Raw genomic sequence first — 20599 nt, 5'->3', positions numbered from 1 at the left:
GGGAACAATGGCCGCATGGTCGACACCGATGTTCTGCGTGAGCGTTTCGTCCGGGCTCTGGAGGGGGCCAGGGGGGCCGGGGGCGGGCCCGATCCCGCCCTCTACGCCGACAATCTGCTCAACCGCTGGCAGGAGGATCAACGGCGGTATCACACCGTCGCGCACCTCACCGCCGTGCTCGACCGGGTCGACGAGTTGGCGGCGTACGCGGACGACGTGGATGTCGTGCGGCTGGCGGCGTGGTTCCATGACGCCGTCTATCTGCCCGACCGGTCCGAGAACGAGGAGCGGTCGGCGCGACTGGCCGAGCGGGCGCTGGCCGAGGCCGGGGTTCCGGAGGCGAAGGTCGCCGAGGTGGCCCGGCTGGTGCGGCTCACCGTCACCCACGACCCGGCCGACGACGACCCCGACGGCCAGGTGCTGTGCGACGCGGATCTGGCCGTCCTCGCCTCGCCGCCGTCCGCGTACGCCGCCTACACCGCCGCCGTCCGCGAGGAGTACCACTTCGTCCCCGGCGACGCCTTCCGCGAGGGGCGGGCCGCCGTGCTGCGTCGGCTCCTCGGCCTGCCTCACCTGTTCCGCACGCCGTACGGGCGGGAGCACTGGGAGGCCACGGCCCGGTACAACATCGGCGGTGAGCTGGAAATGCTGTCGCCCCCGGCGCCGCCGCCCTCGTAGCCTGCCCCTCATGGGTGGCTTGGGAGCGGAACAGCCGGCGGAACGGGTGGAGGAGGCCGTCGCGGACTGCGTGGCGGCGCTGGGCGCGGTCACCGACCGGGACTGGGAAGGCGTGCGGGCCGGGCGGCTGGAGTGGGACTGCCGGGAGACTGCGGCGCACATCGCGAGCGACCTCATCGCCTACGCGGGACAGCTCGCCGGACGGGCACAGGACGGGTACGTGCCTTTCGAGATCACCCTCGAGGGCAGCGACGACGGACTGGACGCCGCCGACAACGCGGGTGCCGTCCACGTCATCAGCACCACCGGCGCCCTCCTCGCCGCCACGATCCGCACCACACCGCGCGCCGTCCGCGCCTTCCACCCGTACCCCTTCCGGCACGCGAACCGTGAGGGCTTCGCCGCGATGGGCGTGGCCGAGGCGCTGCTGCACACCCACGACATCACCGAGGGCCTGGGCGTACGGTACGAACCGCCCGCCGAACTCGCCTCGTTCGTCCTCACCCGGATCTTTCCGCAGGTCCGGCCGGGGCCCACCCCCTGGCAGACCCTGCTGTGGGCGACCGGACGCGGCGAACTGCCGGGGCGCCGGCCCGTCGGCCAGTGGCACTGGAACAACAATCCGGTACTCCGCTCCGAGCGGCTCGACCTGGAAGGCATCACGCCCGCCACCGCCGCCGATCTCGGCATGGGCGGCGACGGCGGCTTCGCGTGGGCCGGCTCCGGTCCCGCCGACGGCACCCGGGTGGGTGCCGGGATGATGGTCGAGCAGTACGAGGTGGGGGAGTTCCGGCCGGAGTGGACCGCGTACGTGCTGGTCCGGCGGGAGGACGACCTCGCCGTGGGCGCGATGGGGTTCCACAGTGCTCCGGACGAGGACGGACGTGTGGAGATCGGCTACGACCTCGTCGAGGGCGCCCGCGGCCACGGCTACGCCACCGAGGCGCTGCGCGCCCTGTCGGCGTGGGCGCTGGCGCAGGACGGGGTCCGGACCGTCACCGCCGTCATCGAGCGCGACAACACGCCCTCGCAGAACGTCGTCACCCGCGCCGGATTCACCCGGGCCGCCGAGCCCGAGGGCGAGTACGTCTACGAACTGCGCCGCTGAAGCGCGCCCCCGCGCACCTCGCTCTTGCGCACCCTCAGCCCCGCCCCGTACAGCAGCCGTACCACCTCGCGGCTGCCGACCTCCACCGCTCCCGCGCGCACGACGTCCGCGTACCGGTGCCGGGGGATGTCGTAGTGGTCGCGTTCGAAGGCGCGGCGGGGGACGCCGAGGGCGGCGGCGAAGGCGTGCAGCTCGTCGTAGGAGACGTCGCTGACCAGGTGGGACCAGAGCAGGCCGTGTCCCGGCCAGGTGGGCGGGTCGATGTACACCGTCACGCCGGAGCCGCCCCGCTCAGCGAGCCCACCGCCGCGACCTTCACGCCCGCCTGATGGCACACCCAGTGCGGGTCGGGGCCCAGCTCCGGTTCGACCTCCAGCGCGTGCGGGTCTCCGGAGCCGCACACCGGGCACAGCGGCCAGCGGCCGTACCGGTCCAGCAGGGCGTCCTGTACGTCCTGGGCGATCAGGCCGGCCACGAACCCGGCGCCCCGGGGCCACTGTTCGACCCACCAGCGGCGCTGCGCCACGGACTCCTCGACGAGGGAGACGATCTCCGCCTCGGCGACCTCGTGCGCGACCAGGTCGGCGAGCACGAGGGCGCGTGCCGCGTGCAGTGCCTGCTCCAGAGGGCTGACGGGGGCGGCGGGGGTGTCGTCGGGGTCGCGAGGGTCGCCGTGGGGGTGCATGCCCCTATTGTGCGCACTCTTGACCGCACCACCGAAACGAAAATATCTTTCAACGGTGACCCAGGACGTGAAGGAAATTTTCGCTCCGCCCGCTCCCGCCGCCCTCGCGGCCAAGGTGCGGACACTGGCGCCGTCGATGACCCGCTCCATGCAGCGGGTCGCCGAAGCCGTCGCGGGTGACCCGGCCGGCTGCGCGGCCCTCACGGTCACCGGCCTCGCCGAACTCACCGGCACCAGCGAGGCCACCGTCGTGCGCACCGCCCGCCTGCTCGGCTACCCCGGCTACCGCGACCTGCGCCTCGCCCTCGCCGGGCTCGCCGCCCAGCAGGAGTCGGGCCGCGCCCCCGCCATCACCACCGACATCGCGGTGGACGATCCCCTCGCCGACGTCGTCGCCAAGCTCGCCTACGACGAGCAGCAGACCCTCGCCGACACGGCCGCCGGACTGGACACCGTCCAGCTCGGCGCGGCTGTCGCCGCCCTGGCCGGCGCCCGCCGGACGGACGTGTACGGCATCGGCGCCTCCGGCCTGGTCGCCCAGGACCTCACCCAGAAACTGCTGCGCATAGGGCTGATAGCACACGCCCCCAGCGACCCGCACCTCGCCGTCACCAACGCGGTGCAGCTGCGCGCCGGTGACGTGGCCGTCGCCATCACGCACTCCGGGTCCACCGGCGACGTCATCGAACCGCTCCGGGTCGCCTTCGAGCGCGGGGCGACGACCATCGCGGTCACCGGCCGCCCGGACGGGCCCGTCAGCCAGTACGCCGACCACGTACTGACCACGTCCACGGCCCGCGAGAGCGAACTGCGCCCGGCCGCGATGTCCTCCCGGACCAGTCAGCTCCTCGTGGTGGACTGCCTGTTCGTGGGCATCGCCCAGCGCACCTACGAGTCGGCGGCACCTTCGCTGGCCGCTTCGTACGAGGCGTTGGCGCATCGGCATCGGGCAGCTCGCAAGGCGCCGTAGCCGGATCGTCGTGGAGATCTGCCGGTGGTCTGTGGCTGATCGCGCAGTTCCCCGCGCCCCCTGAGGTAGGCCCCCACCCCCCTGACTGGAAAGACCCGCCATGACTTCCACCTCCCACCACCGCGATCTCCGCGCCGAGTTGGAGACCCTGACCACCGAGGCGTTCCGTCCGGAGCTGGCGGACGTCGACCGGCTGCCCACCCTCGGCATCGCCCGGCTGATGAACGGCGAGGACGCCACCGTCGCCGCCGCCGTGGCCGAGCAGCTGCCCCGGATCGCCGCCGCGATCGACGCCGTGGCCGACCGGATGGCCCGGGGCGGCCGGCTGGTCTACGCGGGCGCGGGCACCGCCGGCCGGCTGGGCGTCCTGGACGCCTCCGAGTGCCCGCCGACCTTCAACACCGACCCCGGCCAGGTCGTCGGCCTGATCGCGGGCGGCCCCGGTGCCCTGGTCACGTCGATCGAGGGCGCCGAGGACTCCGCGGAGCTGGCCGCGGCCGACCTGGACGCGCTGGCGTTGACCGCCGGCGACACGGTGGTCGGCGTCTCCGCCTCCGGGCGCACCCCGTACGCCGTCGGCGCCGTCACGCACGCCCGCGCGCGGGGCGCCCTGACGGTGGGTCTCGCCTGCAACGCGGGCAGCCCGCTCGCCGCGGCGGCCGAGCACGGCATCGAGGTCGTCGTCGGCCCGGAGCTGCTGGCCGGCTCCACCCGCCTCAAGGCCGGCACCGCCCAGAAGCTCGTCCTCAACATGATCTCGACGATCACGATGATCCGGCTGGGCAAGACGTACGGGAACCTGATGGTCGACGTACGCGCCTCCAACGAGAAGCTGCGCGCCCGCTCCCGCCGTATCGTCGCCCTCGCGACGGGGGCGGCGGACGCCGACATCGAGCGTGCGCTGGCCGCCACGGACGGCGAGGTGAAGAACGCCGTCCTGGTCCTGCTGGCCGACGTGGACGGCCCGACGGCCGTCCGCCTCCTCGACGAGGCGGACGGCCACCTGCGCGCGGCGCTGGCGGCGGCGGCAGGCCGGCCGTGACGGCTGGGATACTGGACCCACCCCCACAGGGAGACGAACCACATGAACCACGCGCAGCTCACCGCCCTGGGCCGCGCCCTGCGTGTCCTCGGTGAGCACGGCGAGGCGCTGACCGGTGACACGCCGGACGCCAAGCTGCACGAGGTCCGGGCCGACCTGAAGCGTGCGCTGGACCAGCTGGAGGAGAGCGTCAGCACGGCCGCGCCCAGCACGCGCTGCCCCGAGCACCCCACCGGCCCGGTCGACAAGAGCGCCCCCGACCTGTGCCTGCTGTGCGAGACCCGGCGCCGTACGGCCCGCCGCGCCGGGTTCAACGGGCCGGCGCCCCAGCACGCGCCCGCCGGGCCCGCCCCGTCCCGGTACGGAATGCACGGCGACCGTCCCCAGCCCCAGCAGCGCTGGCTGCCGGAGCTGTGGAACGGTCGGGCGTGGCAGTTGTGCGGCACCCCGCGCCGGGACCGCCGCGAGGCCGAACTGTTCATCGCGGCCGAGTGGCGCGGGCCCCGGGCGGCCATGGCGTACCGGCTCGTGCACGAGTTCACCGACTACGAGGTACTGCGCGTGTGGGGCACCCCGGTCCGCGCCGACATCGAGCCGATGGGGAACCTGTAGTCCCGTACCGCCGGTGACTACGCCTTGGTGGTCGAAACCGCGGCCGGCTCGCCCGCGCCCGGGCCCTCCGCGCTCGCCACGGCCGGACCCGCCGGCTGCCGGTGCGGGATGAAGGCCGCCACGACGAACCCGGCGAACGCGGCACCGGAGCCGAGCGCCAGCACCGTACGGAAGGCGCTCTCCGACGGCACCGCGAACGTGCCGAGCCGCGTGGTCATCTGGGCGAGTACGACACCGGCGACGGCGCTGGCGACGGACGTGCCCAGGGACCGCATCAGGGTGTTGAGGCTGTTCGCGGAACCCGTCTCGGAGGCGGGCACGGCGCCCATGATGAGGGCGGGCATCGCCCCGTAGCAGAAGCCGATACCGGCGCCGATGACGCAGGACGCGAGCACGAAGTGCCAGACCTCGGCCATGAGGACGACGTTCAGTCCGTAGCCCGCGGCGACGATCAGGGCGCCGGTCATCAGCGTCACCTTCGGCCCCTTGGCGCGGGAGACCAGCGCGGACACCGGGGCCAGCGCCATCATCACCAGGCCTGACGGGGCCATGACCAGGCCGGCCGTCAGCAGCGACTCGCCCAGGCCGTAGCCGGTCCGCTCCGGCAGCTGGAGCAGCTGCGGGATGACCAGGGACATGGAGAACATCGCGAAGCCGATCGCCACCGAGGCGGCGTTGGTCACCAGCACCTGGGGGCGGGCCGAGACCCGCAGGTCCACCAGCGGCTCGGTGACGCGCAGTTCGAAGAAGCCCCAGGCGGCCAGGATGACGACGGCCGCCGCGAACAGGCCGAGCGTGGTACCGCTCCCCCAGCCCCAGTCGGCACCCTTGGAGATCGCGAGCAGCAGGCACATCAGGCCGGCGGCCATCCCGATCGCGCCGGGCAGGTCGAACCGGCCGCCGGTGCGGACCTTCGACTCCGGTACGAGGGCCGGCACCAGGGCGAGCGCGACGACGCCGAGGACGGCGGAGGTCCAGAACAGCGCGTGCCAGTCGAAGTTGTCGGCGATGAGCGCGGCGGCGGGCAGGCCGAGGGCACCGCCGACACCGAGCGAGGCACTGATCATCGCGGTGGCGGAGCCCAGCCGCTCGGCGGGGAGCTCGTCGCGCAGGATGCTGATGCCGAGCGGGATCACACCGGACGCGAGGCCCTGCAGGGCGCGGCCGACGATCATCGGGGTCAGGCTGTCGCTGAGCCCGGCGACCACGGAACCGACGACCAGCATGCTCAGGCTGAGCAGAAGCATGCGCCGCTTGCCGTACATGTCGCCGAGGCGTCCCATGACCGGCGTCGCGACGGCGGCGGCGAGCAGGGTCGCGGTGATGGCCCAGGCGGTGTCCGACGCCGGGGCGTTCAGGAACTGTGGCAGCTGCCCCACGATCGGGATGACCAGGGTCTGCATCAGCGAGACGACGATGCCGCTGAAGGCCAGCACGGCCACCACGGCGTTGGGACGGGGCGGCGCGGAGTCCCCGGCCGTGGCGGGCCGGGCGAGTGCGTCGGACATGGGGGAGTTCTCCGTGGTGGCTCAGATCTACTTGACTCGGGCAACCTTATGGAGATTGATTGACTTAAGCAAGTTAAAATCGGGTGAACGCGGGACCGAGGACCGGCGCCGGCCCCACACCCGCCCCGACGACGAGGCGCCGGCGCCACCCCCGCCCTGCGGGGCCCCACGGGTGGCGCCGGCCGATCGGCAGGGTCAGCTCAGCGTCTTCAGCGACGCCGCGTCGTACGGCTCGAGTTCGTCGAAGCGTCCACCGAGGACCTTCGCCGCCCAGTCCGGGTCCTGGAGCACCGCGCGCCCCACGGCGACGAGGTCGAACTCGTCGCGCTCCAGCCGGTCGAGCAGGTTGTCGAGGCTGCCCAGCTCGGCGCCCTTCCCCCGGAAGGCGTCCTGGAAGTCCCCGTTCAGGCCGACCGAACCGACGGTGATGGCGGGCCTGCCGGTCAGCTTCTTCGTCCAGCCGGCCAGGTTCAGGTCCGAACCCTCGAACTCCGGGATCCAGTACCGGCGGGTGGAGGCGTGGAAGGCGTCGACGCCGGCCTCCGCGAGCGGGGCGAGGATCGCCTCCAGCTCTCCGGGGGTCTCGGCGAGCCGGGAGTCGTAGGCGTCCTGCTTCCACTGCGAGTAACGGAAGAGGACGGGGAACCCGGGCGAGACCCGCTCACGGACCGCCGCGACGATCTCCGCGGCGAACTTCGCCCGCGCCACCGGGTCGCCGCCGTAGGTGTCGGTGCGGCGGTTGGTGCCGGCCCACAGGAACTGGTCGATGAGGTAGCCGTGGGCGCCGTGCAGCTCCACGCCGTCGAAGCCGATGCGCTCGGCGTCCGCGGCGGCCTGCGCGAACGCCTCGACCACCGCGTCGATGTCGGCCTGCGTCATGGCCTTGCCCGTGCCCTCGGTGCCGTCGGTGCGCACACCGGACGGGCCGACCGCCGGCGCCTCCGGATACGGCGCCTGCCCCTGCTCGCGGACCATCCCGATGTGCCACAGCTGCGGCACGATCGTGCCGCCCGCCGCGTGCACCGCGTCGGCGGCCTTCGCCCAGCCGGCCAGCTGCTCCTCCCCGTGGAACCGCGGCACCCGGTCGCTCTGGCCGGCCGACTCGTGCCCCACGTACGTCCCCTCGGTGACGATCAGTCCGACACCGGCGGCGGCCCGCCGGGAGTAGTACGACACCACGTCCTCGCCGGGGACGCCGCCCGGCGAGAACATCCGGGTCATCGGCGCCATCGCGATGCGGTTCGGCACGGTCAGGCCGTTGATCGAGACCGGCCGGGACAGGATGCCCGAGGCCCGGGCGGCGGTCGTGGATGCGGTGACGGTCATGTGGGGGGCTCCCTGTTGGATATACCAGTCAGTATGTGCGTGCGCATTCATCGCACTCCAGCGGCAACCGGCAAGGGCCACAGGCCATTCCACCCCTCCGGCCCGCCCCCTTGTGACTCCCACCACACCCACCCGCCCCCCCGGAGGCTCACGCCCCGAGCCCCGCTCCGGAAACGCCCGAGGGCGGCACCCCCTGTTCTTGACAGGGGGTGCCGCCCTCGGTACTGACGGACCGGGTCCGAACCTGAGGCGAGTCAGGCTCAGAAGTCCATGTCACCGCCCGGCATGCCGCCCGGAGCGGCCGCGCCGGCCTTCTCCGGCTTGTCGGCGATGACGGCCTCGGTGGTCAGGAACAGCGCGGCGATCGACGCGGCGTTCTGCAGCGCGGAACGCGTCACCTTGGCCGGGTCGATGATGCCTTCCTTGACCAGGTCGACGTACTCGCCGGTCGCGGCGTTCAGACCGTGGCCCGGGGTCAGGTTGCGCACCTTCTCCACCACGACACCGCCCTCGAGGCCGGCGTTGACGGCGATCTGCTTCAGCGGGGCCTCGAGCGCGAGCTTCACGGCCTGGGCGCCGGTCGCCTCGTCACCCTCGAGCTCCAGCTTCTCGAACACCGAGGAGGCCTGGAGCAGGGCCACGCCACCACCGGCGACGATGCCCTCCTCGACGGCCGCCTTCGCGTTGCGAACGGCGTCCTCGATGCGGTGCTTGCGCTCCTTGAGCTCGACCTCGGTGGCGGCACCGGCCTTGATGACCGCGACACCGCCGGCGAGCTTCGCCAGGCGCTCCTGCAGCTTCTCGCGGTCGTAGTCCGAGTCGCTGTTCTCGATCTCGGCGCGGATCTGGTTCACGCGGCCCTGGACCTGGTCGGCCGAGCCGGCACCGTCGACGATGGTGGTCTCGTCCTTGGTGATGACGACCTTGCGGGCCCTGCCCAGAAGGTCGACCGTGGCGTTCTCCAGCTTGAGGCCGACCTCCTCGGAGATGACCTCGCCACCGGTGAGGATGGCGATGTCGCCGAGCATGGCCTTGCGGCGGTCACCGAAGCCCGGGGCCTTGACGGCGACGGACTTGAAGGTGCCACGGATCTTGTTGACGACCAGGGTCGACAGGGCCTCGCCCTCGACGTCCTCGGCGATGATCAGCAGCGGCTTGCCCGACTGCATGACCTTCTCCAGGAGCGGCAGCAGGTCCTTGACGTTGCCGATCTTGGAGTTGGCGATCAGGATGTACGGGTCGTCGAGCGACGCCTCCATACGCTCCATGTCGGTGGCGAAGTACGCCGAGATGTAGCCCTTGTCGAAGCGCATGCCCTCGGTGAGCTCCAGCTCCAGACCGAAGGTCTGGGACTCCTCGACCGTGATGACGCCTTCCTTGCCGACCTTGTCCATCGCCTCGGCGATGAGCTCGCCGATCTGGGTGTCGGCGGCGGAGATGGAGGCCGTGGAGGCGATCTGCTCCTTGGTCTCGACGTCCTTCGCCTGCTCCAGCAGGGCACCGGAGACGGCCTCGACGGCCTTCTCGATACCGCGCTTGAGGGCCATGGGGTTGGCGCCGGCGGCTACGTTGCGCAGGCCCTCCTTGACCAGGGCCTGGGCGAGAACGGTCGCGGTGGTCGTACCGTCACCGGCGACGTCGTCCGTCTTCTTGGCGACTTCCTTGACCAGCTCGGCGCCGATCTTCTCGTACGGGTCCTCGAGCTCGATCTCCTTGGCGATGGACACACCATCGTTGGTGATCGTGGGGGCGCCCCACTTCTTCTCGAGGACGACGTTGCGGCCCTTGGGGCCGAGCGTCACCTTGACGGCGTCCGCGAGCTGGTTCATGCCGCGCTCGAGGCCGCGCCGCGCCTCCTCGTCGAACGCGATGATCTTGGCCATGTGAAGTGGTCCCTCCAGGACTGGGGGTGATGACTCCTTTAGGACCGCGCCCGCGCCCGCGACGGACGGCTCACAGGCCCGGTGGTTCCTTGCCCCACCGGCCCGCGGGCCTCACCGACCCGGTCCTTACGTTGTCACTCTCACCTTCAGAGTGCTAACGCAATGATTAGCACTCGACCCATGCGAGTGCAAGCGCCTTCGAGGATCGGCGGGAGACTCGGCCACCCGCGAACACCCGGACAAGGCGGACGGCGGGCGGGCGGCGGACGGACGGAGAGCGGACGGAGAGCGGACGGACAACGGGCAGGAGGGGCGGCACGCGGGGCGACAGGAGGGGCGACCGGAGGGGCGACAGGAGGGGCTGCGCGGGCAAGGCGAAGGGCTCGCACCCCGGGTGATCCCGGAGACACGAGCCCTTCGTCGGCAGGAAAAATTCTTGCGGTTGCCGGTAGCGCGTTCAGGCGCTGACGCGAACCATGTCGGCCTGCGGGCCCTTCTGGCCCTGCGAGATCTCGAACTCGACCCGCTGACCCTCTTCAAGGGTGCGGTAGCCGTCCATCTGGATCGCGCTGTAGTGGACGAAAACATCCGCACCACCGTCGACCGCGATGAAGCCGTACCCCTTCTCCGCGTTGAACCACTTGACGGTGCCCTGAGCCATGCCTAACTCCCCTATTACTGGCCCTTGCACAGATCCGCACTTCGCGGATCCGGGTCAGACCTCACTCCCCAAATGGTTGGGGGCGTGCGCCGGAACGCGTCGACCGCGGCTGAATGTATCTGCCCAACTGCCCTCTGCAACAGGTCAGTCGGACGAGAAATCTCGGCGCTGCCGGTCCGGAATGCGACGGTAATTCGTCCGCTTTCAGGGCAAGTCAGACCGGACAAAGGGAGCGAATGCCGCAGAACAGGCCCGGACTTCGGCTATATCCAGTCGGGCGAGCGGCAGGAATTAATGGTTCCCGATACGGGAGTCGGGACCGCGTTCCCCAACTCTACCGTGTTCAATCCTACGGAATTGCCCCCTCCGCTTCTCTCGCGGAGGGGGCAATCCGATGAATGACCGGTCATAACCGTTACCGATGGTAATGACCAGCCGTCGTCAGCCGCTGTCAGCCGCCGGCGACGGCCGGGATGATCGACACACCCGCGCCGTCCGGCGTCGCGGTCTGAAGGCCCTGCTCGAAGCGGACGTCGTCGTCGTTGACGTAGACGTTGACGAAGCGGCGCAGCTTGCCCTGGTCGTCGAGGACGCGGGCGGCGATCCCGGCGTGGTTCTTCTCCAGGTCGGCGATGACGTCGCCGAGGGTGGCCCCTTCGGCGCCGACCTCGGCCTTGCCGCCGGTGTAGGTGCGCAGGATGGTGGGGATGCGAACGGTCACGCTCATGAGCTGAGGCCAGCCTCTCGGAAGGAGTCCAGGTTCGGGCGGATGGTCGCGGTCAGACCGGTGTCGGCCACCGCGTCCAGCGTCTTGAGACCGTCGCCGGTGTTGAGGACGACGGTGGTCAGGGACGGGTCCAGGTCGCCGTTCTCGATCAGCTTCTTCGTGACGCCGACGGTCACGCCGCCCGCGGTCTCCGCGAAGATGCCCTCGGTCCGGGCGAGCAGCCTGATGGCCTCCACGACCTGCTCGTCGGTCACGTCCTCCACCGCGCCGCCGGTGCGGCGCGCGATGTCCAGGACGTACGGGCCGTCGGCGGGGTTGCCGATGGCGAGCGACTTGGCGATGGTCTTCGGCTTCTGCGGCCGGACGACGTCGTGGCCCGCCTTGTACGCGGTCGACACCGGCGAGCAGCCCTCGGCCTGGGCGCCGAAGATCTTGTACGGCCTGTCCTCGACGAGGCCGAGCTCGATCAGCTCCCGCAGTCCCTTGTCGATCTTCGTCAGCTGCGAGCCGGAGGCGATCGGGACGACGAGCTGGTCGGGCAGCCGCCAGCCGAGCTGCTCGCAGATCTCGTACGCGAGGGTCTTGGAGCCCTCGGCGTAGTACGGCCGCAGGTTGACGTTGACGAAGCCCCAGCCCTCGCCGGCCGGGTCGCCGATCAGCTCGGAGCAGAAGCGGTTCACGTCGTCGTAGTTGCCCTCGATGCCGACGAGCTCACCGCCGTAGACGGCGGCCATGACGACCTTGCCCTGCTCCAGGTCGTGCGGGATGAACACGCAGGAGCGCAGTCCGGCACGGGCGGCGGCGGCGCCGACGGCACCGGCGAGGTTGCCCGTGGAGGAGCAGGAGAGGGTGGTGAAGCCGAAGGCGCGGGCGGCCTCCAGGGCCTGGGCGACGACCCGGTCCTTGAAGGAGTGCGTCGGGTTGCCGGAGTCGTCCTTGACGTACAGGCCGCCGGTGACGCCGAGCTCGCGGGCGAGGTTGTCGGCCTGGACGAGTTTGGTCCAGCCCGGGTTGATGTTCGGCTTGGTCGCCACGTCGGCGGGGACGGGCAGCAGGGGCGCGTAGCGCCAGATGTTCGCGGGACCCGCTTCGATGCGCCGGCGCAGTTCCTCGGTGTCGTAGGCCGAGAAGTCGTAGGCGATCTCCAGCGGGCCGAAACACTCCTCGCAGGCGAAGACGGGGCCGAGCGGTACGCGGTGGCCGCACTCGCGGCAGGACAGCGCGGCGGCGGGGCCGAGATCGACGGAGGACGCGGCAGAACCGGAGGGCTCGGCGGATCCGGCGGATTCGGTGGTGCTGGTGACAGTCTGCACAGCCATGTGAGGCGAGGCCCTTTCTCCTCATCTTCCTCACGGCGCATCTCGCCGTGAGACGGATTTGGCACCTTCCCTAGCCGGGAGCCTCGCGAGAACGATCGGCGACACGTGCGCGATCCACTGCGCGGTGCGCTGCTGGATCGTCGATCGACGGTGATCTACGAGAACCGGCTGGAGGGTTGCCGGGGCTTCATCGGGCCGTTTCCCTCTGCCCCTCTGGATGAGCTGTATTCGGTTGTGTGTCGTGCGGTCGTGCGGCGCGGACGAGGACCGGAGAGGGTCGCGACCCCCGATGTGCGTGGCCATCCGCGTTGTCCAAGACTGTAACCGAAGGCCAAGACGGTGGAGAGAGCGCGTCCGAACCGCGAGACGGATCACAGGGACATGGATCACCGGAGTACGGACCACCGGAGTACGGACCGCAGGAGCACCGCAGGAGTATGGGCCAGAGGATCCATGGACCACAGAACTGAGGAGCCGCTGACCGTGCTGGAAGAAGTCGAGCGCTGGCTGGCCCACCGCTCCTGGTCCGTGACCGACCGCCCGGTGCACCGCCTCCTGGCCGCGAAGCGCGCCACGGGACAGACGGTGAGCGTGGTGCTGCCCGCGCTCGACGAGGAGGCGACGGTCGGGGAGATCGTCACGACGATCCGGCACGACCTGATGCTGCGGGTCCCGCTGGTCGACGAGATCGTGGTCGTGGACTCCGGCTCGACCGACCGCACGTCCCAGGTGGCCGCGGCGGCGGGCGCGACCGTGGTGCACCGGGACACGATCCTGCCCCGCATCCCCGCCGTGCCCGGCAAGGGCGAGGTGCTGTGGCGCTCCCTGCTGGTCACCCGGGGGGACATCGTCTGCTTCGTCGACGCGGACCTCAGGGAGTTCTCCGCCGACTTCGTCACCGGCATCGTCGGCCCCCTGCTCACGGAGCCGGACGTGCAGCTGGTGAAGGCCATGTACGACCGGCCCCTGGGCGACGCCGCCGGCCAGGGCGGCCGGGTCACGGAGCTGATGGCGCGCCCGCTGCTCAACCTGCACTGGCCGCGGCTGGCCGGCTTCGTGCAGCCGCTGGGCGGTGAGTACGCGGCCCGCCGCTCGCTCCTGGAACGGCTGCCCTTCCCCGTCGGCTACGGCGTCGAGCTGGGCATGCTGGTCGACGCCCTGCACCTGGTGGGCCTGGACGCCCTCGCGCAGGTCGACGTCGGCGTGCGCAAGCACCGTCACCAGGACGGCCAGGCCCTCGGCCGCATGGCCGCCGCGATCTACCGCACCGCCCACCTCCGGCTGGCCCGCAGCCACCTCCTGCGCCCCGCTCTCACCCAGTTCGAACGCACCGGCACCGGCTTCGAGCCCCGCACCCACCCGGTGGACACGGAAGAGCGCCCTCCGATGACGGAAATAGCCGAGTACCAGGCCCGCCGGGTGGCCTGACCACGACGGCCCGCGGCCCCGCCGCAGCCCTTGACCTGGTCTTCCGGGGGCATCCGGTCGTATACGGCCGGTCCACTGGTCCGTGTACGGCCGATCCGTACGTTTGAGCATTTCGGAGGCGGGCTAGGTTGAGGCGTATGGCTTCCATGCAGGCTGGTCAGAACACTCGGAACGCTCGGGTGCTGGTCGCGTCGAACCGCGGCCCCGTTTCGTACACGGTGGATGAGGACGGCGCGCTGCGCGCCAGGCGGGGCGGCGGCGGGCTGGTGTCCGGGCTGTCGGCCATCGGGGCGGACGCGGGCGCGCTGTGGGTGTGCTCGGCGCTGTCCGACGGCGACCGCGAGGCCGTACGGCGCGGGGTCGGCGAGGACGGCGTGCGAATGCTGGACATCCCCGCGGACGTGCACGCCGACGCGTACAACGGCATCGCGAACTCGGTGCTGTGGTTCGTGCACCACATGCTGTACCAGACACCGCTGGAGCCCGTCTTCGACGCGGAGTTCCGCCGGCAGTGGGCGTCGTACGAGGCCTACAACCGGGCGTTCGCCGAGGCGCTGGCCGAGGAGGCGGCGCGGGGGGCCGCGGTGGTGGTGCAGGACTACCACCTGACGCTGGTCCCGGGGCTGCTGCGGGAGCTCCGCCCCGACCTGCGCATCGGCCACTTCTCGCACACGCCGTGGGCGCCGCCGGACTACTTCCGGATACTGCCCGACGACATCGCCGGGCAGGTGCTGCGCGGGATGCTGGGCGCGGACCGGCTCGGTTTCCTGACCCGGCGCTGGGCGGACGCGTTCACCGCGTGCTGCGAGCGGTTCGCGGGCGGGCTCGGACAGACCGCGGTCGGGGTGCACGGGCTGGGCGCCGACGCGGACTTCCTGCGCGGCCGGGCGCACGAGGCGGACGTCGAGGAGCGGATCGTCGCGCTCCGCGAGGAGATCGGCACGGCTCCCGACGGGACCGCGCGCCGGACGATCGTCCGGGTCGACCGGACCGAGCTGTCGAAGAACATCGTGCGCGGCCTGCTCGCGTACCGGCAGCTCCTCGACGACCGCCCCGAGTGGCGCGAACGGGTCGTGCACGTCGCCTTCGCCTACCCCTCCCGGCAGGATCTCGCCGTGTACCGCGACTACACGGCCGAGGTGCAGCGGGTCGCCGGGGAGATCAACGAGCGGTACGGGACACCGGGCTGGCGGCCGGTCGTCCTGCACGTCAGGGACGACTTCGCGCGCTCCCTGGCCGCGTACCGGCTGGCCGACGTGGCGCTGGTCAACCCCATCCGGGACGGGATGAACCTGGTCGCCAAGGAGATCCCGATCCTGTCCGAAGGGGGCTGCGCGCTGGTGCTGTCCCGGGAGGCGGGCGCGTACGAGGAGCTGGGCGAGGACGCGATCACCGTCAACCCGTACGACGTGGTCGACACGGCGCGGGCCCTGCACGAGGGGCTCACGATGCGCCCTCAGGAGCGGGCCGAGCGCGCCAAGCGCCTGGCCGAGGCGGCGACCGCGCTGCCGCCGGAGCAGTGGTTCCTGGAGCAGCTGAACGCCCTGCGGGACGGAAGCTGAAGCCCGCCGCCGCGAGTGGTGGCCCTGCTCGCGGAGCCGGGGAGGGCGTGCCGGCCGCTCCCCCGGCGTCTCTCGGCGTCCCCGGCGTCTCTCTCCGTCCCTGGATGGCCGGTCAGGTATGCGTGGGGACGGGTGGGCGTGGATAGGTTGACGGTATGGGCAGCCCCAACGACTCCACGGATCCGAACGCCACGCACCCCGACGCCTCCGGCACCCCGCCGGTGCCCGCCACGCGGGCCGGGCGGGAGGGACTCGACGCGCTGCTCGCGCGGCCGGGGAAGGCGCTGATCGCGCTCGACTTCGACGGGACGCTCTCGCCGATCGTGCCCGACCCCGAGCAGGCCCGCGCCCATCCCGGCGCGGTGCGCGCGCTCGCCGCGCTCGCCCCGGAGGTGGCCTCCGTGGCGGTGATCACCGGCCGGCCGCCCGCGGTGGCGGTACGGCACGGTGGCTTCGCGGACGTTCCCGGCCTGGAGCGCCTCGTCGTCCTCGGCCATTACGGCACCGAGCGCTGGAACGCCGCCACCGGCGACATCACCGCGCCCGCCCCGCACCCCGGGGTCGCCGCCGTGCGCGCGGAACTGCCGGGGCTGCTCGAGCGGGCCGGCGCCCCGGAGGGCACCTGGACCGAGGAGAAGGGCCGCGCGGTGGCCGTCCACACCCGCAGGACCGCCGACCCCCAGGCCGCCCTCGAGGCGCTGCGCGAACCGCTGACCGGCCTGGCACAGCGGCACGGTCTGGTCGTCGAGCCCGGCCGCATGGTCCTGGAGCTGCGTCCGCCCGGGATGGACAAGGGCGTCGCCCTGGCGGAGTACGCCCGCGAGATCGGCGCCGGGAGCGTCCTGTACGCCGGGGACGACCTGGGCGACCTCCCCGCCTACGCCGCCGTCGACAGGCTCCGCTCGGACGGCGTCCCCGGGCTGCTGGTGTGCAGCGGCAGCGACGAGGTCACGGAGCTGCGGGAACGCGCGGACGTGGTGGTCGACGGCCCCGAGGGGGTCGTACACCTGCTCGAGGCACTGGCACGGGCCCTGCCCCACGGACCGAATGAGCGAATGACCGAATGACCGGCTGACGTCCCCGCCGATGCCGACCGCCGAACGCCAACGGCCCGCGTCCGGCGCTCCGCCCTGCGGGGACGCCGCCGTCCCGCGTTCCGTCAGCGTTGCGTGCGGCGGGACTCGCGGACGCGTCTGAGCCGGTTCACGGTGACCGGGTCGTGGGCCAGGGCGCGGGGGTCGTCGAGCAGGGCGTTGAGGAGCTGGTAGTAGCGCACCGGGGCCAGGCCCAGCTCCTCGCGGATCGCCCGCTCCTTCGCGCCGGGGCCGAGGAAGCCGCGGCGCTCCAGCGCGATGACGTCCCGCTCGCGCCGCGCCAGCGGCTCCTGCTCCCGTTCCTGCCCCTGGTCCATACCCGCACGGTAGCCCTCGCCACCGACAGCCGGGTCCCGGCAGGCCCTACGGGCCCGACGTGCCCTACCGCCCGCTCTCCGCGCGTACGGCCGTCGCCTGGAGCTGGCTCAGGACGCCCTTGGGGCTGCCGTTCGGGGCCACGGCCTTGCCAATCTGCTGCTTGACGGCCGCGTTGACGTCGGCCCAGGAGGTGGTGCCGACCGGGTAGAGCTCCGCGGTCGCCAACTGGCCGAGGAAGGGCCGGAACTTCTTGTCCTCCGCGGACTCCTCCATCACGCGGGACGCGGAGGTGGTGACCGGCAGCAGGTCGTACTCGCGGGAGAAGTCGAGCACGTGCTCCTCGCTGTAGACGAAGTCGAGGAAGTCACCGATCTCGTCGCGGTGGCCGCTCTCGTCGAAGGCCATCATCCAGTCGGCGACGCCGAGCGTGGCCGGGCTCTCGCCGTCGGCCCCCGGCATGGGCACGGTGCCGAACTCCACGCCCTTCTGCTCGGCCATGCCGATCAGCGACGGATGGCCGTTCAGCATGCCGACGTCACCGGCGGCGAAGGCGGCGAACGCGTCGGCGCGGTCGAGTTCGCCGGGCGCGACGGGGCCGGTCAGGCCCTTGCCGACCAGCTCGTCCTTCAGCCAGGTGACGGTCGCGGTGTTCTGCGCGGAGTCGAAGCTGTACGCGCCCATGGCGTCGGTGTAGCCGCCCTTGCCGCTGAGCAGCCACTGCATGGTCTCGGCCTGCGCCTCCTCCGGGCCGAGGGGCAGCGCGTAGGGGTACTTCACGCCCTCCTCCTTCAAGGCCTCGGCGTTCGCGGCGAGTTCGTCCCAGGTCCGCGGCGGGGTGAGGCCGGCTTCCTCGAACAGGGTCTTGTTGTAGAACAGCACGCGCGTGGAGGCGGCGAACGGCATGCCGTACTGCACGCCGTTGACCTGGCCCGCGGTGGCCAACTGCGTGACGAAGTCGGCCTGTACGGGGATGGAGAGCACGTCGTCGGCCTTGTAGAGCAGTCCGTCGGCGGCGTAGTCGGCGTACGCGCCGATCTGGGCCATGTCCGGCGGGTCGCCCGCCTCGACCCGCTCCTTGACCTTGCGGTCGACGTCGTTCCAGGAGTGGACGGTGACGTCGATCGTCACGCCCGGGTGTTCGGCCTCGTACTGCTCCGTCAGCGTGGCCCAGTACTTCTTCGTGCTGTTGTCCACGCCGGTGCCGTAGTCGGCGGCGACCAGTTCCAGGGTGACGTCGGAGGAGCCTCCGCCGACACCGCATCCGCCGAGGATCCCCGTCAGTCCCAGTGCGGACACCATCGCGATCGTCCTTGCCAAGCCCCGCCGCTGCACTGCTGCTTGCTCCCGCTCCGGCGCTCCGCGCCATCCGTTCCGAAACTTTTCCAACTTTTCCGATAATCGGATCAAGGTCTACACCATGAAAGTGGACTAGACCTCTTGCGGGTCCCGGGGTCACACTGTCCCCCGTGGAACATGTCATCGCCCTCGATGTGGGCGGCACCGGGATGAAGGCCGCCCTGGTCGGAGCGGACGGCACGCTGCTGCACCGGGCCCGCCGGGCCACCGCGCGCGACCGCGGCCCGGACGCGGCCGTAGCCGGGATCCTGGACTTCGCCGCCGATCTCCGCGCCCACGGCGCCGAGCACCTCGGCGAGCCCGCGTCCGCCGCCGGCCTCGCCGTCCCCGGCATCGTCGACGAGGCGCGGGGCGTCGCCGTCTACTCCGCCAACCTGGGCTGGCGCGACCTCCCGCTGCGCGCGCTGCTCGCGGAGCGGCTCGGCGGCATCCCGGTCGCCCTCGGCCACGACGTGCGCACCGGCGGGCTCGCCGAGGGCCGCATCGGGGCGGGCCGGGGCGCCGACCGGTTCCTGTTCGTGCCGCTGGGCACCGGCATCGCGGGCGCCATCGGCATCGACGGCCGGGTGGAGGCGGGCGCGCACGGCTTCGCGGGCGAGATCGGTCACATCGTCGTACGGCCCGGGGGCGCCCCCTGCCCGTGCGGTCAGCGCGGCTGCCTGGAGCGGTACGCGTCCGCGGCGGCGGTCGGCGACGCGTGGGCGGCGGCCTGCGGCGACCCCGACGCGGACGCGGCCCACTGCGCCGGGGCCGTGGAGTCGGGCGACGTACGGGCCCGAAAGGTCTGGCAGGAGGCGGTCGACGCGCTCGCCGACGGGCTGGTCACCGCGCTCACCCTGCTGGACCCCCGCACCCTGATCATCGGTGGCGGGCTGGCCGAGGCCGGGGAAACCTTGTTCACACCGCTGCGGGAGGCCGTCCGGCAGCGGGTCACCTTCCAGAACCTGCCGCCCCTGGTCCCCGCGGCCCTCGGGGACACCGCCGGTTGCCTGGGCGCGGGCCTCCTCGCCCGGGACCTCCTCACCACCACCGCCCCCGCGACCGGCTCCTCCACGGACCCCTCGGCCGGCTCCTCTCCCTACCCTTCGGAGGTAACCACCTGATGGCCCCCACCAAGGTTCTCGCCGGTGCCCGGGTGGTCCTGCCCACCGGGACCGTGGACAACGGCCGCGTGACCGTCGAGGGCACCCGGATCGCCGCCACGGCCCCCGCGAACGCCACTTCCGGCACTCCCGGGAACGCCGGGACGCCCGACCTGCTCGACCTGACCGGGCACTGGCTGGTGCCCGGCTTCGTCGACCTCCACAACCACGGCGGCGGCGGCGCGTCCTTCACCTCCGGCACGGTCGACGAGGTCCTCAAGGGCATCCACACCCACCGCCTGCACGGCACCACCACCCTGCTCGCCTCGACCGTCACCGGCGACCTGGACTTCCTCGCCCGGCGCGCGGGCCTGCTGGCGGACCTGGCCGAACAGGGCGAGATCGCCGGCGTCCACTTCGAGGGGCCGTTCATCTCACCGTGCCGCAAGGGCGCGCACTCCCAGGAGCTGCTGCGCGCACCCGACCCGGCGGAGGTCCGCAAGCTGGTCGACGCCGCCCGCGGCCGGGCGAAGATGCTCACCCTGGCCACCGAACTGCCGGGCGGCCTCGACTCCGTACGCCTGCTGGCCGAGCACGGCGTGATCGCGGCCGTCGGCCACACGGACGCGACGTACGAGCAGACCGTGGCCGCCATCGACGCGGGCGCCACCGTCGCGACCCACCTCTTCAACGCCATGCCGGCGCTCGGCCACCGCGCCCCCGGCCCGATCGCCGCCCTGCTGGAGGACGAGCGGGTCACGGTCGAGCTGATCAACGACGGCACCCATCTGCACCCGGCGGCCCTCCGGTTGGCGTTCCACCACGCGGGCCCCGCACGGGTGGCGTTCGTCACGGACGCGATGGACGCGGCCGGTTTCGGCGACGGCCGCTACATGCTCGGCCCGCTGGAGGTCGAGGTCACGGGCGGGGTGGCCCGGCTGGTGGAGGGCGGCTCCATCGCGGGGTCGACGCTCACCCTGGACCGCGCCCTGAAGCGGGCGGTGACCGTCGACGGGCTGCCCGTCGAGCACGCGGTCGCCGCCCTGTCCGCCAACCCGGCCCGGCTGCTGGGCATGGACGACCGGATCGGCTCCCTGGAACCCGGGAAGGACGCCGACCTCGTGGTTCTCGACGCGGACTTCACCCTCAAGGGCGTGATGCGCCGGGGCGAATGGGTGGTCTCCCCCCAACTGGGCTGATCCGCCCCCCGTCGGGCCCGACGCACCGGTCGGGCCCTTCG

Annotated in this window: 20 protein-coding genes and 1 riboswitch; of the genes, 10 read left to right on the top strand and 10 right to left on the bottom strand. The window is 72.1% G+C overall.

What is annotated here, in order from left to right:
- Positions 1-15: 15 nt before the first annotated feature.
- Complete coding sequence (locus tag ACFWVE_RS17765; protein ID WP_384014666.1) at positions 16-678, top strand: hypothetical protein; 663 nt, start codon at positions 16-18, stop codon at positions 676-678.
- 46 nt (positions 679-724) lie between these two features.
- On the top strand, positions 725-1786 hold the full coding sequence (locus ACFWVE_RS17760) for a GNAT family N-acetyltransferase (protein WP_384014721.1): 1062 nt from the start codon (positions 725-727) through the stop codon (positions 1784-1786).
- Here the strand turns inward: ACFWVE_RS17760 and ACFWVE_RS17755 are convergent.
- Positions 1768-2061 (bottom strand): DUF4031 domain-containing protein, encoded by a 294-nt coding sequence (locus tag ACFWVE_RS17755; protein WP_384014663.1) that lies wholly within the window; start codon positions 2059-2061, stop codon positions 1768-1770. The two genes, ACFWVE_RS17760 and ACFWVE_RS17755, sit on opposite strands and share 19 nt — an antisense overlap.
- The gene (locus ACFWVE_RS17750) at positions 2058-2471 is read right to left on the bottom strand and encodes a hypothetical protein (protein WP_384014660.1); all 414 of its coding nucleotides are present in this window, start codon (positions 2469-2471) and stop codon (positions 2058-2060) included. Before ACFWVE_RS17750 ends, ACFWVE_RS17755 begins: the two co-directional genes overlap by 4 nt.
- A 55-nt stretch (positions 2472-2526) precedes the next feature.
- Here ACFWVE_RS17750 and ACFWVE_RS17745 point away from each other — a divergent pair, with 55 nt between their 5' ends.
- The 3 genes from ACFWVE_RS17745 to ACFWVE_RS17735 all read left to right on the top strand — a co-directional run bounded on the left by ACFWVE_RS17745 (position 2527) and on the right by ACFWVE_RS17735 (position 5095).
- Positions 2527-3441 (top strand): MurR/RpiR family transcriptional regulator, encoded by a 915-nt coding sequence (locus ACFWVE_RS17745; RefSeq protein WP_384014654.1) that lies wholly within the window; start codon positions 2527-2529, stop codon positions 3439-3441.
- 100 nt (positions 3442-3541) lie between these two features.
- Positions 3542-4483 (top strand): N-acetylmuramic acid 6-phosphate etherase, encoded by a 942-nt coding sequence (gene murQ, locus ACFWVE_RS17740; protein WP_384014651.1) that lies wholly within the window; start codon positions 3542-3544, stop codon positions 4481-4483.
- Between the two features lie 42 nt (positions 4484-4525).
- Positions 4526-5095 (top strand): hypothetical protein, encoded by a 570-nt coding sequence (locus ACFWVE_RS17735; protein WP_384014648.1) that lies wholly within the window; start codon positions 4526-4528, stop codon positions 5093-5095.
- 17 nt (positions 5096-5112) lie between these two features.
- Here ACFWVE_RS17735 and ACFWVE_RS17730 read toward each other — a convergent pair whose 3' ends face one another.
- The 6 genes from ACFWVE_RS17730 to thrC all read right to left on the bottom strand — a co-directional run bounded on the left by ACFWVE_RS17730 (position 5113) and on the right by thrC (position 12519).
- Positions 5113-6603 (bottom strand): MFS transporter, encoded by a 1491-nt coding sequence (locus ACFWVE_RS17730; protein WP_384014646.1) that lies wholly within the window; start codon positions 6601-6603, stop codon positions 5113-5115.
- A gap of 195 nt (positions 6604-6798) precedes the next feature.
- A complete protein-coding gene (locus tag ACFWVE_RS17725; protein WP_384014643.1) occupies positions 6799-7929 on the bottom strand; it encodes an NADH:flavin oxidoreductase in 1131 nt (376 codons plus the stop codon).
- A gap of 260 nt (positions 7930-8189) precedes the next feature.
- Positions 8190-9812, bottom strand: a complete 1623-nt coding sequence (gene groL / locus ACFWVE_RS17720) for a chaperonin GroEL (protein WP_384014640.1) — start codon at positions 9810-9812, stop codon at positions 8190-8192.
- Positions 9813-10269: 457 nt separating this feature from the next.
- Positions 10270-10473, bottom strand: a complete 204-nt coding sequence (locus tag ACFWVE_RS17715) for a cold-shock protein (protein ID WP_010035953.1) — start codon at positions 10471-10473, stop codon at positions 10270-10272.
- 451 nt (positions 10474-10924) lie between these two features.
- A complete protein-coding gene (locus ACFWVE_RS17710) occupies positions 10925-11200 on the bottom strand; it encodes a MoaD/ThiS family protein (protein WP_384014637.1) in 276 nt (91 codons plus the stop codon).
- Positions 11197-12519 (bottom strand): threonine synthase, encoded by a 1323-nt coding sequence (gene thrC, locus ACFWVE_RS17705; RefSeq protein ID WP_384014634.1) that lies wholly within the window; start codon positions 12517-12519, stop codon positions 11197-11199. Before thrC ends, ACFWVE_RS17710 begins: the two co-directional genes overlap by 4 nt.
- Before the next feature lie 18 nt (positions 12520-12537).
- Positions 12538-12743: riboswitch (SAM riboswitch) on the bottom strand.
- Positions 12744-13002: 259 nt separating this feature from the next.
- On the opposite strand from thrC, the gene ACFWVE_RS17700 reads away from it, so the two are divergent.
- The 3 genes from ACFWVE_RS17700 to otsB all read left to right on the top strand — a co-directional run bounded on the left by ACFWVE_RS17700 (position 13003) and on the right by otsB (position 16576).
- Positions 13003-13947: a glucosyl-3-phosphoglycerate synthase gene (locus ACFWVE_RS17700; RefSeq protein WP_384014718.1), complete on the top strand. Its 945-nt coding sequence runs from the start codon at positions 13003-13005 to the stop codon at positions 13945-13947.
- Positions 13948-14084: 137 nt separating this feature from the next.
- A complete protein-coding gene (locus ACFWVE_RS17695) occupies positions 14085-15509 on the top strand; it encodes a trehalose-6-phosphate synthase (protein WP_384014631.1) in 1425 nt (474 codons plus the stop codon).
- Between the two features lie 155 nt (positions 15510-15664).
- Positions 15665-16576: a trehalose-phosphatase gene (gene otsB, locus ACFWVE_RS17690; RefSeq protein WP_384014628.1), complete on the top strand. Its 912-nt coding sequence runs from the start codon at positions 15665-15667 to the stop codon at positions 16574-16576.
- A 92-nt stretch (positions 16577-16668) separates the two neighbouring features.
- Here otsB and ACFWVE_RS17685 read toward each other — a convergent pair whose 3' ends face one another.
- Together ACFWVE_RS17685 and ACFWVE_RS17680 are read right to left on the bottom strand one after the other, a co-directional pair.
- Positions 16669-16920: a DUF3263 domain-containing protein gene (locus ACFWVE_RS17685; RefSeq protein ID WP_384014625.1), complete on the bottom strand. Its 252-nt coding sequence runs from the start codon at positions 16918-16920 to the stop codon at positions 16669-16671.
- A 64-nt stretch (positions 16921-16984) separates the two neighbouring features.
- Entirely contained in the window at positions 16985-18220 is a 1236-nt protein-coding gene (locus ACFWVE_RS17680) for an extracellular solute-binding protein (RefSeq protein ID WP_384014622.1), read from the bottom strand.
- 167 nt (positions 18221-18387) lie between these two features.
- Between ACFWVE_RS17680 and ACFWVE_RS17675 the strand changes: the two genes are divergently transcribed.
- Together ACFWVE_RS17675 and nagA are read left to right on the top strand one after the other, a co-directional pair.
- Positions 18388-19380, top strand: coding sequence for an ROK family protein (locus ACFWVE_RS17675; protein ID WP_384014619.1), 993 nt, complete (start codon positions 18388-18390; stop codon positions 19378-19380).
- The gene (gene nagA, locus ACFWVE_RS17670; RefSeq protein WP_384014616.1) at positions 19380-20558 is read left to right on the top strand and encodes an N-acetylglucosamine-6-phosphate deacetylase; all 1179 of its coding nucleotides are present in this window, start codon (positions 19380-19382) and stop codon (positions 20556-20558) included. The genes ACFWVE_RS17675 and nagA overlap by 1 nt, the downstream gene beginning before the upstream one ends.
- The last annotated feature ends 41 nt before the right edge of the window (positions 20559-20599 follow it).

Origin of the sequence: Streptomyces sp. NPDC058632, from assembly GCF_042717095.1 — a bacterium.
Classification (GTDB): domain Bacteria; phylum Actinomycetota; class Actinomycetes; order Streptomycetales; family Streptomycetaceae; genus Streptomyces.
Note: the sequence above shows the minus strand (reverse complement) of the source record. Positions and strands in the feature narration are given on the sequence as shown.

Bases quoted from the DNA above. Each gene is read 5' to 3' on its own strand.
- ACFWVE_RS17735 (WP_384014648.1), top strand. From the start codon at position 4,526: ATGAACCACGCGCAGCTCACCGCCCTGGGCCGCGCCCTGCGTGTCCTC.
- ACFWVE_RS17680 (WP_384014622.1), bottom strand. From the start codon at position 18,220: ATGGTGTCCGCACTGGGACTGACGGGGATCCTCGGCGGATGCGGTGTC.
- murQ (WP_384014651.1), top strand. From the start codon at position 3,542: ATGACTTCCACCTCCCACCACCGCGATCTCCGCGCCGAGTTGGAGACC.
- thrC (WP_384014634.1), bottom strand. From the start codon at position 12,519: ATGGCTGTGCAGACTGTCACCAGCACCACCGAATCCGCCGGATCCGCC.
- ACFWVE_RS17710 (WP_384014637.1), bottom strand. From the start codon at position 11,200: ATGAGCGTGACCGTTCGCATCCCCACCATCCTGCGCACCTACACCGGC.
- ACFWVE_RS17715 (WP_010035953.1), bottom strand. From the start codon at position 10,473: ATGGCTCAGGGCACCGTCAAGTGGTTCAACGCGGAGAAGGGGTACGGC.
- ACFWVE_RS17730 (WP_384014646.1), bottom strand. From the start codon at position 6,603: ATGTCCGACGCACTCGCCCGGCCCGCCACGGCCGGGGACTCCGCGCCG.
- groL (WP_384014640.1), bottom strand. From the start codon at position 9,812: ATGGCCAAGATCATCGCGTTCGACGAGGAGGCGCGGCGCGGCCTCGAG.
- nagA (WP_384014616.1), top strand. From the start codon at position 19,380: ATGGCCCCCACCAAGGTTCTCGCCGGTGCCCGGGTGGTCCTGCCCACC.
- ACFWVE_RS17695 (WP_384014631.1), top strand. From the start codon at position 14,085: ATGGCTTCCATGCAGGCTGGTCAGAACACTCGGAACGCTCGGGTGCTG.
- ACFWVE_RS17685 (WP_384014625.1), bottom strand. From the start codon at position 16,920: ATGGACCAGGGGCAGGAACGGGAGCAGGAGCCGCTGGCGCGGCGCGAG.
- otsB (WP_384014628.1), top strand. From the start codon at position 15,665: ATGGGCAGCCCCAACGACTCCACGGATCCGAACGCCACGCACCCCGAC.
- ACFWVE_RS17725 (WP_384014643.1), bottom strand. From the start codon at position 7,929: ATGACCGTCACCGCATCCACGACCGCCGCCCGGGCCTCGGGCATCCTG.
- ACFWVE_RS17765 (WP_384014666.1), top strand. From the start codon at position 16: ATGGTCGACACCGATGTTCTGCGTGAGCGTTTCGTCCGGGCTCTGGAG.
- ACFWVE_RS17750 (WP_384014660.1), bottom strand. From the start codon at position 2,471: ATGCACCCCCACGGCGACCCTCGCGACCCCGACGACACCCCCGCCGCC.